Source organism: Marinobacter sp., from assembly GCF_034669625.1.
In the GTDB taxonomy this organism is placed as follows: domain Bacteria; phylum Pseudomonadota; class Gammaproteobacteria; order Pseudomonadales; family Oleiphilaceae; genus Marinobacter.
Genome location: NZ_JAXMOY010000015.1, coordinates 1 through 14,174 on the forward strand (window position 1 = coordinate 1; position 14,174 = coordinate 14,174).

General features: G+C 54.6%; 13 protein-coding genes. 7 read left to right on the plus strand and 6 right to left on the minus strand.

Translation table 11 applies throughout. From position 1 onward, the window contains the following. Window positions 1-65 precede the first annotated feature (65 nt). From VOI14_RS12420 to alr, 4 genes are all read left to right on the plus strand, one after another. Entirely contained in the window at window positions 66-932 is an 867-nt protein-coding gene (locus tag VOI14_RS12420; protein WP_323752365.1) for a hypothetical protein, read from the plus strand. 20 nt (window positions 933-952) lie between these two features. Next, the gene (rplI, locus tag VOI14_RS12425; protein WP_323752366.1) at window positions 953-1,399 is read left to right on the plus strand and encodes a 50S ribosomal protein L9; all 447 of its coding nucleotides are present in this window, start codon (window positions 953-955) and stop codon (window positions 1,397-1,399) included. Between the two features lie 147 nt (window positions 1,400-1,546). Continuing rightward, entirely contained in the window at window positions 1,547-2,953 is a 1,407-nt protein-coding gene (gene dnaB / locus VOI14_RS12430; protein WP_323752367.1) for a replicative DNA helicase, read from the plus strand. Further along, window positions 2,953-4,026, plus strand: coding sequence for an alanine racemase (alr, locus tag VOI14_RS12435; RefSeq protein WP_323752368.1), 1,074 nt, complete (start codon window positions 2,953-2,955; stop codon window positions 4,024-4,026). The genes dnaB and alr overlap by 1 nt, the downstream gene beginning before the upstream one ends. Window positions 4,027-4,053: 27 nt before the next feature. Here alr and VOI14_RS12440 read toward each other — a convergent pair whose 3' ends face one another. After that, window positions 4,054-4,410 carry a hypothetical protein gene (locus tag VOI14_RS12440; protein ID WP_323752369.1) on the minus strand — a complete coding sequence of 119 codons (357 nt, stop codon included), beginning with the start codon at window positions 4,408-4,410 and terminating at the stop codon, window positions 4,054-4,056. Window positions 4,411-4,603: 193 nt separating this feature from the next. On the opposite strand from VOI14_RS12440, the gene VOI14_RS12445 reads away from it, so the two are divergent. Further along, on the plus strand, window positions 4,604-5,476 hold the full coding sequence (locus VOI14_RS12445) for a sugar nucleotide-binding protein (RefSeq protein ID WP_323752370.1): 873 nt from the start codon (window positions 4,604-4,606) through the stop codon (window positions 5,474-5,476). A gap of 18 nt (window positions 5,477-5,494) precedes the next feature. On the opposite strand, the gene fnr is transcribed toward VOI14_RS12445, so the two are convergent. Both fnr and ylqF read right to left on the minus strand, forming a co-directional pair. Next, window positions 5,495-6,247 carry a fumarate/nitrate reduction transcriptional regulator Fnr gene (fnr, locus tag VOI14_RS12450; protein WP_323752371.1) on the minus strand — a complete coding sequence of 251 codons (753 nt, stop codon included), beginning with the start codon at window positions 6,245-6,247 and terminating at the stop codon, window positions 5,495-5,497. 147 nt (window positions 6,248-6,394) lie between these two features. Then, complete coding sequence (ylqF, locus tag VOI14_RS12455; RefSeq protein WP_323752372.1) at window positions 6,395-7,324, minus strand: ribosome biogenesis GTPase YlqF; 930 nt, start codon at window positions 7,322-7,324, stop codon at window positions 6,395-6,397. Between the two features lie 231 nt (window positions 7,325-7,555). Here ylqF and VOI14_RS12460 point away from each other — a divergent pair, with 231 nt between their 5' ends. Together VOI14_RS12460 and VOI14_RS12465 are read left to right on the plus strand one after the other, a co-directional pair. Further along, window positions 7,556-7,984: a hypothetical protein gene (locus VOI14_RS12460; RefSeq protein WP_323752373.1), complete on the plus strand. Its 429-nt coding sequence runs from the start codon at window positions 7,556-7,558 to the stop codon at window positions 7,982-7,984. Between the two features lie 229 nt (window positions 7,985-8,213). Then, window positions 8,214-10,268, plus strand: coding sequence for a BCCT family transporter (locus VOI14_RS12465; RefSeq protein ID WP_323752374.1), 2,055 nt, complete (start codon window positions 8,214-8,216; stop codon window positions 10,266-10,268). Between the two features lie 47 nt (window positions 10,269-10,315). Here the strand turns inward: VOI14_RS12465 and lipA are convergent, their stop codons facing one another. The 3 genes from lipA to VOI14_RS12480 all read right to left on the minus strand — a co-directional run bounded on the left by lipA (window position 10,316) and on the right by VOI14_RS12480 (window position 14,093). Next, complete coding sequence (gene lipA / locus VOI14_RS12470) at window positions 10,316-11,362, minus strand: lipoyl synthase (RefSeq protein ID WP_323752375.1); 1,047 nt, start codon at window positions 11,360-11,362, stop codon at window positions 10,316-10,318. Between the two features lie 130 nt (window positions 11,363-11,492). Next, complete coding sequence (locus tag VOI14_RS12475; protein ID WP_323752376.1) at window positions 11,493-12,770, minus strand: O-acetylhomoserine aminocarboxypropyltransferase/cysteine synthase family protein; 1,278 nt, start codon at window positions 12,768-12,770, stop codon at window positions 11,493-11,495. Between the two features lie 111 nt (window positions 12,771-12,881). Beyond that, window positions 12,882-14,093, minus strand: coding sequence for a serine hydrolase domain-containing protein (locus tag VOI14_RS12480; RefSeq protein ID WP_323752377.1), 1,212 nt, complete (start codon window positions 14,091-14,093; stop codon window positions 12,882-12,884). Window positions 14,094-14,174 lie beyond the last annotated feature (81 nt).

The following is a 14,174-nucleotide window of genomic DNA, read 5'->3' on the forward strand; positions in this document are numbered from 1 at the left end:
CCTGGCACTGCTGCCGTATACGGATAGTCACGACCACTAAGCACAGATAGACAGGACCCGGGACCATGCGTGCACTGGCACAGTATGTAATGCGCGGTCCCATGCAGGCCGGCGGAGTTGCAGTAGTTTCTACTATTGTTCCTTTGTTGTTCTGGATAGGCGCAGCAGTTACGGCCCTTGTCATAATGCGACAGGGGATTCGGCAGGGGCTCACTATTGGCCTCTGGGCAGTTTTGCCTGCATTGGGTTGGGCCGTTTATGGCCAGAACCCAACCGCACTGTTTGTGTTGCTGCAAACGATGTTGATTGCATCGGTCTTCCGAACATCGCTGTCTTGGGAAAACGCGCTGTTATCCGGCGCCTTTCTGACAATACTGAGCGGGCTGATGATGCCTGTGATGTATTCGGCACTTTTGAATGAACTCGTTCAGATAGGTGTCGATTTTTACGACCAATACAACGCTGAAGTGGTTCAGTCTCTGGGCAGTGACCTGGAGCGAATCATCCGAAGCGCGATGAGCGCCAGTATCGCGGGCTCGGCTTTCGCCGTAGCGATTGCCATGGCCATGTTGGCGAGATCCTGGCAGGCAGGGTTGGATAACCCCGGTGGTTTCCAGCGAGAATTCCATGCCTTCAGATTGTCGCCAGCCATCGCGGTAGTATGCGCTGTAACCATGGTGTCGGGCTCGTTGTTGGAGCTGAATCCGGTACTTTTGGCCTGGGCTGCAGGCACGCCACTACTGGTGGCAGGTTTAGCCTTGGTTCATGGTGTGGTAGGTCGTAAGCGGTGGGGCGGTCAGGCACTGTTCGCGTTTTACATTGTGTTGGGGCTGTTGGGTCTGAATCTGATGATGCTGTTGTTGGTTCTGGCTTTTGTGGATAGCTGGCTGGATATTCGGAAGCGCATAGCGCCAACCGGACCGGCTGAATAAAGCACGAAGAGGTTAACGAGATGGAAGTTATTCTGCTCGAGAAAGTAGCAAACCTTGGCACTCTGGGCGACAAGGTGAATGTTAAGGCCGGTTACGGTCGTAATTTCCTGCTGCCGTACGGCAAGGCTGTGCCTGCCACGGAAGCAAATGTAAAGGCGTTTGAAGAGCGTCGCGCTGAGCTGGAAAAAGCGGCTGCTGAAAAGCTGTCTGCTGCCCAGTCCCGTGCAGAAGCTCTGGAAGGCGCGTCCTTCACCATCACCTCCAAGGCTGGTGACGAAGGCAAGCTGTTCGGCTCTATCGGTGTTCGTGATGTCGCAGACGTTGTTTCTGCTGGCGGCACCGCAGTTGAGAAGAGTGAAGTTCGTCTGCCAGAAGGTCCGCTGCGGACGACTGGCGAGTACGACATTGAGCTCCAGCTGCACTCCGACGTTGAAGTTACCATCAAGCTGGCGGTTGTTGCCGAGTAATCGGTTAACCACAGCAGGTAAGTTCAGCGACTGCTGAAGCCTAGGGTTTTAGCGGTCTAAAACAAGCCCGAACCGGAAACGGTTTCGGGCTTGTTTGTTTCTGGTATTCTTATACGTCTGTTTTCATTCCTTACGTCTCTGGTGTCTATGGCAACTCCTTCTCCCAAACCTGCATCTATTGATTCAGAAACCAGTCGCATCAAGGTTCCACCTCATTCGGTGGAAGCGGAACAGGCCGTGCTGGGTGGCCTGATGCTGGACAATCGACGTTTCGACGAAATATCAGAAATGATTTCGGCTGCTGATTTTTATCGTCAGGATCACCGTCTGATTTTTGGTGCCGTTGAGCGGCTGGCTAGTGAAAGCGAACCTTTGGATGTCGTCACTCTGGCTGAATTTCTCGAACGGGCAGGGGATATTGAAGATGCGGGCGGCCTCTCTTACCTAGCCGAGTTGGCAGAGAAGACGCCCGGGGCAGCCAATATCGCAGCCTATGCCGATATCGTGCGCGAGCGTTCTATTTTGCGCCAACTGGTGGAAGTGTCTGGCAAAATTTCCGATTCGGCGTTTAATCCGTTGGGCCGAAAAAGTAGTGAAATACTGGATGAGGCAGAGCGTAGCGTCTTCCAGATTGCGGAAGCTCGCACAAAGGAAGGCTCGGGCCCCAAAGCCATTAACCCGATTCTCGCGACAACCCTTAGCCGTATCGAAGAATTGTTTGAATCCGGTGAGCAAACCACCGGTTTGACCACCGGCTTCCGGGATCTGGATGACCAGACCTCCGGTATGCAACCGTCAGATTTGATTATCGTTGCTGGTCGACCGTCGATGGGTAAGACCACCTTTGCCATGAACATTGTGGAAAATGCCTTGATCAGCTCGGGCACACCGATTTTGGTGTTCAGTATGGAGATGCCGGCGGATGCGTTGGCAATGCGTATGCTTTCTTCCCTTGGCCGCATTGACCAGACGAAGGTGCGTGGCGGTAAGCTGGAGGAAGAAGATTGGCCACGCCTAACCTCTGCCGTTAGCTTGTTGAAAGACAAGCCGCTGTACATTGATGATACGCCGGGTCTGAGCCCGACCGAGATGCGCTCACGAGCGCGCCGGATTGCCCGTGAAAATGGCGGTAAGATCGGTCTGATCATGGTGGATTACCTTCAGCTGATGCGTGTCCCCGGCAACACCGAAGGGCGAACCGCCGAGATTTCTGAGATTTCCCGATCGTTGAAAGGTATAGCGAAGGAGCTGAGCTGCCCCGTGGTCGCTTTGTCCCAGCTGAACCGTAGCCTTGAGCAACGGCCGAATAAACGGCCCGTTAACTCTGACCTCCGGGAATCCGGTGCGATCGAGCAGGACGCCGACGTAATTATGTTTGTGTACCGGGACGAGGTGTATAACGAAGATACCCAAGATAAGGGCATCGCCGAGATTATTATCGGTAAACAACGAAACGGCCCCATTGGCTCCATTCGGTTGGCTTTTATCGGTAAGTACACCAAGTTTGAGGATTTGGCCCACGGGGATTACGGCGATTACGGTGGTGACTATTAATGCCGCGTTCTACCGTTGCCAGAATTGATCTGGAGGCTTTAAAACACAATTTCAGGTTGGCGCAAGCAAAAGCGGGTGCGGCTCAGGCGATGGCTGTGGTGAAAGCCGACGGTTATGGTCATGGCATTCGTGCGGTCGCGCAGGCGTTGGCTCAAGATGCGGGTAAATTTGCAGTGGCCTGCCTTGAAGAGGCGCTTGAAATACGTGCAGCAGGTTTGAATCAGCCGGTTGTGATGTTGCAGGGCGTGCACAGCGGTCAGGATTTGGACGTGTGCCGGCAACAGGGTTTCGAGCCTGTGCTGCACAATAACCTGCAGCTGGATTGGTTGGCTGCTAGTCAGGCCCCGGCGTATTGGCTGAAAGTGAATACCGGAATGAATCGGCTGGGTTTCAGGCCGTCCGACCTGCCTGCGGTTATGGAAAAGCTCAAGCACCTGGATCAGCGTGCTGAGCTGCAGGGCTTTGTCACTCACTTTGCCTGTGCGGACGACACGGCGAGTTCAATGACCCAAGAGCAGACTCGCCTTTTCGAGCAAGCGACAGAAGCCTGGCCTTCGCTTATGCGAAGTGTGGGCAACTCAGCGGCTCACTTTCTGCCTGAGCAGCCGCTTTATGACTGGAGCCGCCCGGGGATTATGCTCTACGGCGCCTCCCCAATGATCGGTCAGACCGGGCCGGGCCTGGGGCTCGAGCCGGTGATGACGCTCGAGGCTCCTTTGATCACCACGCGAGTCCTCAGGCCGGGTGAATCGATCGGCTACGGCTCGACCTGGGTGGCAGAAGAAGAAACTCGGATGGGGATGGTTGCGATCGGTTACGGCGATGGTTATCCACGCCATGCGGGCACAGGAACGCCAGCAGCAGTCCGTGGGCGGCGCATACGCCTTCTCGGGAGGGTGTCGATGGATATGCTGGCTGTTGATCTAACGGGTGTGCCTGACGCTCAGGAAGGTGACATGGTGGAGCTTTGGGGCAAGACCGTGAGTGTAGATGAGGTGGCTGTCTGTGCCGGGACAATCGGTTACGAGCTACTAACCGGATTAACGGCCAGGGTGCCTCGGGACTGCCGCTGATCGTCAGTCCCGAGGCATTGGCTGCGCTTATTGAGCTTCCGGCTCATGAATGATGTCTTCAATGAATTCCAAGATGGACGTCAGGCTGCGGTCGTTCAGCTTTTTAAGCACTTTGTGAACCACCATTTTGCTGCCCTTCAGCATGCTACCAATACCCACTTTGGCCATGCTCATGGTCATGCTCCCGGCATTGAGGCGTCGTAGCGGCTCCAGGAAAAAGAAATCGAGGCCGTGTTCCGTCAGTTCCACAATGAGATTATGTAGAGTTTCGATCGCTTCTTTGTCGGCTTTGCCGCGAGCCTTTAGCTCGCTGACGGTGTAAAGAGCTCGGGTGCGGAGTTCGTCGGGGATGGGAGCGACAATGTGGCTTTGTTGTTTCAGCATGATCAATCCTGGTGTTGTATGCTCATGGTTGCAGCACAATAGTGACGTTGCTGCTCAGAGCGTGGTTCGATACCGATGTTCAGTCAGTTGTTATACGATTCGATGAATGGTGCAGCAAAACCTTCGTCCAGGCCATTGGCCCTAAAGTGGATTAGCCTGTCATATCAGCGAAATTCAGAGGTATTTAATTCCCGTGCATGTATTAGTTGTTCACGATTACGGCCCATTAGGGCGGGTGCTACTTGACCGCTTACGAGCATCGCACCTGCGGGTCAGCCCCCTGCTGATAAGCGATCCCTCCCGGGTCGACCTCCATGCTTTGGCAAGCTGGATCCCGGACGATACCGACTTGATTGTTAATGCGCTGTGGCTGGTTGATCCCGAGCAAGCTGAAGCCGACCGTGAAGCAACGCACGAGGCTGCCTTCTCGCTTCCTCTGGCGCTCGCCGGCCATGCCCTTGATCGAGGCATGGCGGTACTCCAACTGTCGTCATGCTATGTGTTCGATGGCCGTAAGCAGGATGCCTACATCGCATCCAATCCCGGTCAGCCGATCAATGAACTGGGGCGCTGGCAGTGGGAATGCGAACAGGCGTTACGCAGCCAGTTATCGCGGCATATTATTTTGCGCACCGGTTGGAGTCTGGCCCGGATTGCTAAAAAGGTTTGTGAAAACAGCGCCAACTCGGAAACGCTTCCATTGCCGGGGCGTTGTCAGGGCCAACCTGTGGCGGTGAAAGATCTTGCCCGGGTCATGGCGGCGATCATTATGCAGCTGGATTGTGGCGCTGAAGTTTGGGGGACGTACCAGTATGCCGGTGCGGAGGAAATATCCCTGTACGAGTTGGGGGTCGCCATTGCGGACATGCCGGGCATTCCCGAAGGCGTTCGGGTTGTGGATGAAATGCCTGACTGGGGTTACCTTGAGCCCGTTAACACGACCATGGTGTGCACAAAAATTCGCAACACCTTCGGCCTGAAGCAGATGCCTTGGCGGCGTTGGCTCGAGGAAGAGTTTTTAATGGTCATCGCTGAGGGTAAGCCTGAAAGCGAGCCGGCCGAGTAAGCGCGGCCGGCTTTCGGGTTAGGATCGGCAGGCTTGCTTGCTCACTTCGTGAGTAACGGTCTGCAGAGCCTCTACATCAAGAAGTTCCACCTCACGCCCTTTCGCCCGCAAGATGCCCTGGCTTTGAAAACGCGTAAACACGCGACTGACGGTTTCAACCGCCAGGCCCAGGAAGTTGGCAATATCGTTCCGGGGCATGGGCAAAGTGAAGCTTGTGCCGGACATCCGGCGACGACGGAACCGGCTGGATAGCGACAGTAGCAGGGCGGCAATGCGTTCTTCGGCCGTATTTTTACTGAGCAACATGGCGAGCTGATGGCTGCTCTGGATTTCCTTGCTCATCAATTGGTACATATGGTGCTGGAGTTCTGGCAGCTTGATGGTCAGTTCTTCTAGCTTATCCATCGGAAATTCACACAGGCTGGTGCGCTCAAGTGCCTCGGCTGTGCAGGCGTATTGTTTGCTACCCAAGCTATCCAGGCCCACAAGCTCACCCGGCATAAAGAATCCCGTGACTTGTTCTTCGCCGCCCTCGGTGATGATGGAGGTTTTGATTGAGCCGCTTTTTACCGCAAAGCAGGACTTTACCGGTGTGCTTTGGTCAAAAACGTGCTCACCTCGACTGTAGATCTTTCCTAGCTGAACAATATCCTCAAGGCTGTCCAGATCGTTTTCTTCCACTGCAAGGGGCAAGCAAAGGTTGCTGAGACTGCATTGATTGCAAGAGGCCTTGAGCGGAGAAACGGAGCGAAGAGGGATTGCCTGAGCCATAGCCAATAAACCTGAGATAAATGGGTGAACAAGCAACCCCTGGATGCAGGTGAGGGCTGCTTGTTGAATCTTGGGAAAGTATAACAAAAGAAGATAGCTTTATACCGAATGTTCGAACTAGCGGTATTTGTGCTTAATTCCTAAGGCTTAGCGTTTTCGGCTTTTTTGTTTGCGATCCTGCTCTTGCGCTTCTTTTTCAGCAGCTTCAGCCTCGGCCAAAGCTCTGGCTTCCGCCAATTCTTTTTCCACCATGGCCGGTGTTTCCAGAGAAATTCGGCCAATGGTCCCCGCTCTGAACTCGTTGATGAGTACTTCCGAGACCTTGTGTAGATCGGGAACGCCGCCGCGCCCGAGGAATCGTCGCTTGGCTGCAATGGCATCCATTAATGCCAAGCCGTCTCTTGGGCGTTCGTCGAGACCATAGCGGGCCATCGCCATGTCAGGGTAGGAGTCAACCAGATAGTCAGCTTCAAACATGGCGACATCTTCAAAATCCAGCACGGCGCTGCGAATCGCACCACTGACAGCAAGGCGATAGCCGCACTGCTCAGGCGACAATTTGGGCCATAGGAAGCCAGGGGTGTCGTACAACAGCACATTGTCTGGAAGTTTGATGGCTTGTTGTGCTCGTGTAACCGCGGGCTCGTTGCCGGTTTTTGCCGCAGGTCGGCCCGCAAGGGTGTTGATGAGCGTGGATTTTCCAACGTTTGGAATACCCAGAATCATCACCCGCAAAGCGCTTTTCTGCCGGTCGTGGTCAGGAGTCATTTCCTCGGCCAGCTTGAGGATGTTCAAGGCTTCCTGTCGCTGATTATGGGTTAGGGTGATGGCTCGGACACCTCGTTCCTGTTCCATCCACTCCAACCACTGTTCTGTCATCTCCGGGTCTGCCAGATCCCGCTTGTTCAGCACTTTGATCAAAGGTGTGTCGCCACGCAGTGAAGGCACCAGCGGGTTTTCGCTGCTGAAGGGGAGTCGGGCGTCAACAACCTCGATGATGAGATCCATCTGGGGCATGACTTTTTTGATCTCCTTTCGGGCCTTGTGCATATGCCCGGGAAACCAGTTAATGGCCATGATGTCTGCTCCGTATGGTGTGGAAAGTCGCCATTATGCAGTGGAATGACTAAATTTTCACATTTCGGAGATGCCGGCGTGGTGCGGGGTACGGGCGGACGGTATAAAAAACTGTACAAAAAGCAGGGGTATCGGGGTGAAATCGTTTGCATGAATGATTTAGGGTATCAGACACTGAAACGTAAATTGACCGTATTGTGGTGAAGCAACCACTCAAGTTTGGAGCGTAATATGAAGCTGAAAAAGATCATTGGTTCTGCATTGGTGGCGATGAGTTTGTCGGTGCCGGCGTTTGCTCAGCAGGGGCAAATGGATCAGGTTGGCCAGTTGGCGCAGATGGTCGGCTTGTCAGATGACCAGCAGACCGAGATTCGCGGCATTATCAGCGAGATGGAAGGTGATCTGGGTGAGCTGCGTCAGGATGCTCAGGGATTGCAGCGTGATCTGCAAGGTGAAATCAAAGCGGATTACGACGAAGGCGCTATTCGTTCGCACGCTGAAAAGTTGGGTGATGTGACCGGTGAAATCGCAGCCCTTTCAGCTCTGATGCAAGCCAAGGTCGATGCGGTTTTCACTGAAGAGCAGCGTGACGAGCTTGAGCGCAAGATGCAGGAAATGCAGCAAAAGATGCAGCAGCATCAGATGCAACAGTCTCAGTAATCGTCCGTTATTGGCGGTAACCCCGAGGGCGTCCAGGCAGTGGGCGCCCAGGCCCTCTCAGCATTCCCCGCAATCGGTTTTGTCTCTTTTCTGACATTCTTCTGTAAACGACGCGAATGGACTATTAGCCTAGAGCTTCTATAGTGTGGGCAGGTGTATCTATTCATGCTTGAAAATCTATAATCGCTGATTGGAAATTCATATTTAACAAAAGGATAGGTGGCGTTTTATGGCTTCGGACAAGAAAGCGATTCGATCGACGATCTTAGCGCCGGTGTTCATTCCGGCCGTTGTGGTCTCGCTGTTATTGGTGATCGGCACAATCAGTAATCCGGAGATGGCTGGTGAAGCATTCAGTGCGACACTCAGTTGGATCACCGAAACGTTCGGTTGGTTTTATATGCTCTCCGTGGCCATATTTCTGGTCTTCATTGTTTCTGTGGGAGCCTCTAAGTGGGGCAATATCAAGCTCGGCCCGGACCACGCCGAGCCGCAATATTCATTCCCCGAATGGTTCGCGATGCTCTTTTCGGCGGGTTACGGTATTGCTTTGCTGTTCTTTGGCGTGGCTGAGCCGGTTTTGCACTATGCGGCCCCTCCAGCGGGCGCTGCTGAAACGGTCGATTCCGCAAAGCAGGCCATGCAGATCGCTTTCTTCCATTGGGGTTTTCACATTTGGGCGATCTACGGCTTGGTGGGACTTGTTTTGGCGTACTTTGCGTTTCGCCATGGCTTACCGCTTTCGATTCGTTCTGCCCTCTATCCTTTGATTGGCGAGAGGATATACGGCCCCATCGGCCATGTGGTCGATGTCTTTGCTATTCTGGGTACGATGTTCGGTATCGCCACCACGCTCGGCCTGTCTGTCACCCAGATTAACGCCGGCATTAATTATCTCTGGCCCGCTGTGCCGATTAGCACCACTGTGCAGATTATTGCGATTGCGGTGATCACCGCCGCAGCAACCGTGTCGGTGGTAGCCGGGATGGATAAAGGCGTAAAGCGCCTCTCTATTCTGAATATGGTATTGGCCATTTCCCTGATGCTGTTCGTGTTTGTGGTGGGGCCTACCATTCACATTCTTGAAACTTTCTTGCAGAACACCGGTAGTTATCTGAGTGGTATTGTTGAGCGGACCTTTAACCTGCAAGCCTATACCCGCAGTGACTGGATCGGTAACTGGACGCTGTTTATCTTCGGCTGGACCATCGCCTGGGCGCCGTTCGTCGGGATGTTTATTGCGAAGATCAGTCGCGGTCGTACCATTCGACAATTTGTCTTTGGCGTAATGCTGGTGCCGTCAGTCTTTACCTTTTTGTGGTTTTCCGTATTTGGCGACACCGCGCTGACGCTCATTATGAACGAGGGCTTGAATACCCTGATCAACGACGTTCAGGAAGACCATGCTGTGGCGTTGTTCAAATTATTTGACGTTCTGCCATGGTCCTTCTTTATCTCCTTGCTGACCGTGCTGTTGATCGTGACATTCTTTGTGACGTCTTCTGACTCAGGGTCTCTGGTGATCGACTCATTGGCCTCCGGTGGTGTGATTGAAACCCCTGCTTGGCAGCGTGTGTTTTGGGCGGTACTGGAGGGTGCTGTGGCGTCGGTGTTGTTGCTGGCAGGCGGGTTGAGTGCCCTTCAGACGATGACTATTGCCAGTGCGCTGCCGTTTGCCATCATTATGTTGGTCGCAGCGATTGGTATGTGGCGGGCACTGGTTATCGAGGGGCATCGTGAAACCAGTTTGCAGGCCCATGTAAGCAGCAGTCGTCATATGACGGGGGCGCAGTGGAAACACCGATTGGCCGCTATGGTTGAATTCCCGACCCAACAAGACGTGGCTAAGTACATTCAGGGTACGGTGATGGAGGCGATGCAGGAAGTCGGGAAGGAACTGAAAGCTCGAGGCTGGAGTGCATCGGCAGAGTTTGATCCCGAAAACGAGCGTTCACACCTGATGGTGCATCGTGAAAGTTACGTTGATTTCGTTTACGACATCCGGTTGACCGAGCACGCTATGCCAGGGTTTGTGTACGGTGAGCTGAAACGGGACCCGGATGAACCTGACGTTTACTACCGGGCGGAAGTTTATCTGCGCCGGGGTGGCCGAGCCTACGACATCTACGGTTATGACAAGGATGACGTGATTAAGGACATTTTGGACCAGTTCGAGAATTACCTGCACTTCCTGGACATTTCGCCGGGTAAACTGCCGTGGGAAATGGCAGAGCACGATGAGATGATCAACACGCCGGATAGTCCGGAGCCGGACTCCGCCTGATGGAGCAAAAAAACCGCCCGAGCTCAGCTCCGGCGGTTTTTTTTGGCTTATTCCACGTGTTTGACGGGAATCTGCATAGCCTGCGGTGTTGCGGGAACTTCCGGTACCGTCAGCCCCAGATTGTTCTTGTCGAACACCCGGTCGGCGCGGTAGCTGGAGCGCACCATCGGTCCTGATGGGACTTCCATGAAGCCTTTCTCCAGGCCAATGTCACGGAACCGATTGAACTCCTCCGGAGTAACGTAGCGTTCCACTGGCAGGTGGTTCGGGGTCGGGCGCAAATACTGGCCCAGTGTCAGGATGTCTACGCCAACGGCACGAAGGTCGTCCATGGCTTCGAGGACTTCTTCTTCGGTTTCACCCAGACCCAGCATCAGGCTGGTCTTGGTGAGCACGTCGGGCCGATGCTTCTTGGCGTGGGCCAGAACGCTCAGGGTTTTTTCATAACCGGCGCGCGGGTCTCGCACACGGCTGGTCAGGCGCTTGACGGTTTCTACGTTTTGGGCGAATACATCCAGACCGGAATCCACCACCTTTTCGACATCGCTCATGACGGCGTCGAAGTCCGGGGTGAGGGCTTCTACCGCGACTTCCGGTGTGCGCTGCTTGATGGACGACACGCAGGCCGCGTAGTGAGCCGCGCCGCCATCATCGAGATCGTCTCGGTCTACGGAGGTGAGTACGATGTAGCGTAGGCCCATGAGTTCGACAGACTTGGCGGTGTTCTCCGGCTCTTCCGGGTCGAGCCAGCCTTTCGGGTTGCCGGTGTCGACGGCGCAGAATTTACAGGCACGGGTGCAGACAGAACCCATGACCATGATGGTGGCGGTGCCGTTGGTCCAGCATTCACCGATGTTCGGGCAGTGGGATTCCTGACAAACGGTGCTCAGACGATGTTCGGAAACGTTCCGGCGTACAGCTTCGTAGCGCTCGCCCCCGGGCATGCGCGCTCTCAGCCATTTTGGCTTGCGCTCCAGAGGTTTGTCTTCCGAGCTCGCGACCGATCGCTTGACGCCGTCTTTGATGGCGGAGAAACCGTGTTCGTTGCGGAATTTGGAACCACTGGTAATGCGGGGTTTTGCGCTGTCGCTCATGGCGTCGGGAGCTCTCGGTTCAGATAAGGTGAGCTCTAAAGGTTAATAGGCGGGGCGTGCAGTTACAAGGTGGATACGGGCAATCACGGGGGTACCGGGCACGACTTTGGTCGTACCCGGTTGATGCGGGTCAGGCTTGGGACTTTTCCAGAGCCTGAGCAACGTCGGCAATGATGTCATCGACATCTTCGATGCCGATGGAAAGACGTATCAGATCTTCGCTAACACCCGCATTTTCGAGTTCGTCTGCATCAAGCTGACGGTGAGTGGTTGTGGCCGGGTGGCAAGCCAGAGACTTAGCGTCACCGATGTTGACCAGACGCAAAACCAGATCCAATGCGTCGATGAACTTGGCGCCGGCTTCACGGCCACCTTTGATGCCAAAGCTCAGGATGCCGGAGGCTTTGCCATCGCAAATCTTCTCGCAGGTTGCTTTGTATGGGCTGTTTGCCAGACCGGCGTAGTTTACCCACTCTACGGACGGGTGATCCTGCAGGAACTGGGCGACTTTCTCAGCGTTCGAGCAGTGGCGTTCCATGCGCAGTGCCAGCGTTTCCATGCCCTGCATGATCAGGAAGGAGTTGAACGGCGACAGAGCGGCTCCGGTGCTACGTAGCGGCACTACGCGGCAGCGGCCGATAAAAGCGGCTTCGCCCAGGGCATCGGTGTAAACCACGCCGTGGTAGGACGGATCCGGCTCGTTCATCATCGGGAACTTGTCGGCGTTGCCTTTCCAGTCAAATTTGCCGGAATCCACAACGATGCCTGCGACGGTCGTACCGTGACCGCCAATGTATTTGGTCAAGGAATGGATGATGATGTCGGCGCCGTGTTCAAACGGACGGCAAAGAACGGGGGTGGCGACAGTGTTATCAACGATCAGCGGAATGCCGTGTTTGTGTGCGATCTCCGCCCACTTCTGGATATCGACCACGTTGCCCGCAGGGTTGCCGATGGATTCGCAGAAGAGTGCGCGAGTTTGGTCATCAATGGCGTTTTCCAGCCCTTCGTAATCGTCGTGGGCGACCATCTTGCAGTTGATGCCTTGGTTAGGCAGCGAATGTGCAAACAGGTTGTAGGTGCCGCCGTACAACTGACCAGTGCTAACGATGTTGTTGCCAACGCGGCAAATGGTTTGCAGTGCGTAGGTGATAGCTGCCATGCCGGAAGCAACGGCCAGCGCGCCAATGCCGCCTTCCAGAGCGGCCATGCGTTCTTCCAGAACCGCGTTGGTGGGGTTCATGATGCGAGTGTAGATGTTGCCTTGAACTTTCAGATCAAACAGGTCAGCGCCGTGTTGGGTATCGTCAAACGTGTATGACGTGGTCTGGTAAATCGGCGTGGTTGCAGCCCTGGTTGTCGGGTCGCTTTTAAAGCCGGCGTGCAGGGCGAGAGTTGCTGGTTTCATGACAACATTCCTTGCTGATGAGTTGTTGGTTATTGGCTAAGGAGGCCGAGTATGCCACAGGCCGTGATCATCGAATAGGTGGTTGTACTTAAGGTGCTTTGTGGGTGTAGTTCAGGTCATGGCGCCGTATACCAAAGCCCGTAACTCCTGACGTATAGGATAAGACGACGATGGCATCAGTTGTGTCATGAAGATGACCACCAAATCTTCCTCCGGGTCTACGAAAAAACTGGTGCTGGCTAATCCACCCCAGCCAAATTCACCTTCAGATCCGACGGTATGAGAGGCCGCGACATCCGTTTTTACTGAGAAGCCCAGACCGAAGCCGCTGCCTTGGTACGGTGTTTCGCTGAACCCGCCAACAGACAGCGCAGGGAGATCCTGATTCTCTGGCAGATGGTTTCGGCGCATGAACTCCAGTGTTTTGCGCCCGATAATTCGCTGGCCCTGATACTCGCCGCCCTGACACAGGGCCTGAGCGAACTTGTGATAATCGTCGATGGTGGAGACCAGTCCGCCGCCGCCAGACAGGAAACGCGGTGGCTTCAAAAATCTTGAGCGTTCCGGGTCGTCCTGCAGCTTCATGGTATCGCCGGGCTGATACAGATAGCAGGCCGCAAATCGGTGCTGTTGTTCAGGGCGCACGTAAAAGCCGGTGTCGGTCATCCCCAGTGGCTGGAAAATGTGATTATCGAAGTATTCGTCCAGCCGTTTGCCGGAAAGCACCTCGACCAAGTATCCGAGAACATCGGTTGAGGCTGAGTAATTCCAGGCCGTACCGGGCGAGAATTCCAGAGGTAGTTCGGCCAGTCTTTCTATCAATTTATCCAGCGTGAGAATCGGGCTGCCGTCCAGCTTCAGCTGACGGTACGCTGCATCTACTTCGGTGCGCTCGGTAAAGCCGTAGGTGAGGCCCGAAGTGTGGGTCATCAAATCCCGAATGGTCATTGTTTTGGTGGCCGGTTCGGTCTCAAAGTCTGGGTAACTGCCGCTTTTATAAACTCGCAGATTCCGCCATGAAGGGATGTACTTGTGCACCGGGTCGTTGAGCAGGAATTTGCCCTGTTCGTAGAGCTGCATCATGGCAATTGAGGTGACCGGCTTGGTCATCGAGTAGATACGGAACAGCGTGTCCCGCTGCATTGGCCGGTTTCGTTCAATGTCCATGGAACCCTGAGCCTGAGTCCAGACTACTTTGCCGTGACGAGCCACGAGGGTCACTGCTCCGGGCAGTTTGCCGGGTTGGATGTAGCGTTCATCGAAGTGGCGGGTGAGACGATCGAGTGCACCGGTGGATAAGCCGGACGCGATGTTTTCGGACATAGCAGCAGTTTCCCGAGGGTATAAAATAAAAAAGCCCGAACCAAGAAAGTCGGGCTATACAGAATACTGCGGCTGGCGTGT

Coding starts and splice junctions, on each gene's coding strand:
- VOI14_RS12440 (WP_323752369.1), bottom strand. CDS start 4,410: ATGCTGAAACAACAAAGCCACATTGTCGCTCCCATCCCCGACGAACTC.
- fnr (WP_323752371.1), bottom strand. CDS start 6,247: ATGGCTCAGGCAATCCCTCTTCGCTCCGTTTCTCCGCTCAAGGCCTCT.
- VOI14_RS12480 (WP_323752377.1), bottom strand. CDS start 14,093: ATGTCCGAAAACATCGCGTCCGGCTTATCCACCGGTGCACTCGATCGT.
- alr (WP_323752368.1), top strand. CDS start 2,953: ATGCCGCGTTCTACCGTTGCCAGAATTGATCTGGAGGCTTTAAAACAC.
- rplI (WP_323752366.1), top strand. CDS start 953: ATGGAAGTTATTCTGCTCGAGAAAGTAGCAAACCTTGGCACTCTGGGC.
- dnaB (WP_323752367.1), top strand. CDS start 1,547: ATGGCAACTCCTTCTCCCAAACCTGCATCTATTGATTCAGAAACCAGT.
- ylqF (WP_323752372.1), bottom strand. CDS start 7,324: ATGGCCATTAACTGGTTTCCCGGGCATATGCACAAGGCCCGAAAGGAG.
- VOI14_RS12460 (WP_323752373.1), top strand. CDS start 7,556: ATGAAGCTGAAAAAGATCATTGGTTCTGCATTGGTGGCGATGAGTTTG.
- VOI14_RS12465 (WP_323752374.1), top strand. CDS start 8,214: ATGGCTTCGGACAAGAAAGCGATTCGATCGACGATCTTAGCGCCGGTG.
- VOI14_RS12420 (WP_323752365.1), top strand. CDS start 66: ATGCGTGCACTGGCACAGTATGTAATGCGCGGTCCCATGCAGGCCGGC.
- lipA (WP_323752375.1), bottom strand. CDS start 11,362: ATGAGCGACAGCGCAAAACCCCGCATTACCAGTGGTTCCAAATTCCGC.
- VOI14_RS12475 (WP_323752376.1), bottom strand. CDS start 12,770: ATGAAACCAGCAACTCTCGCCCTGCACGCCGGCTTTAAAAGCGACCCG.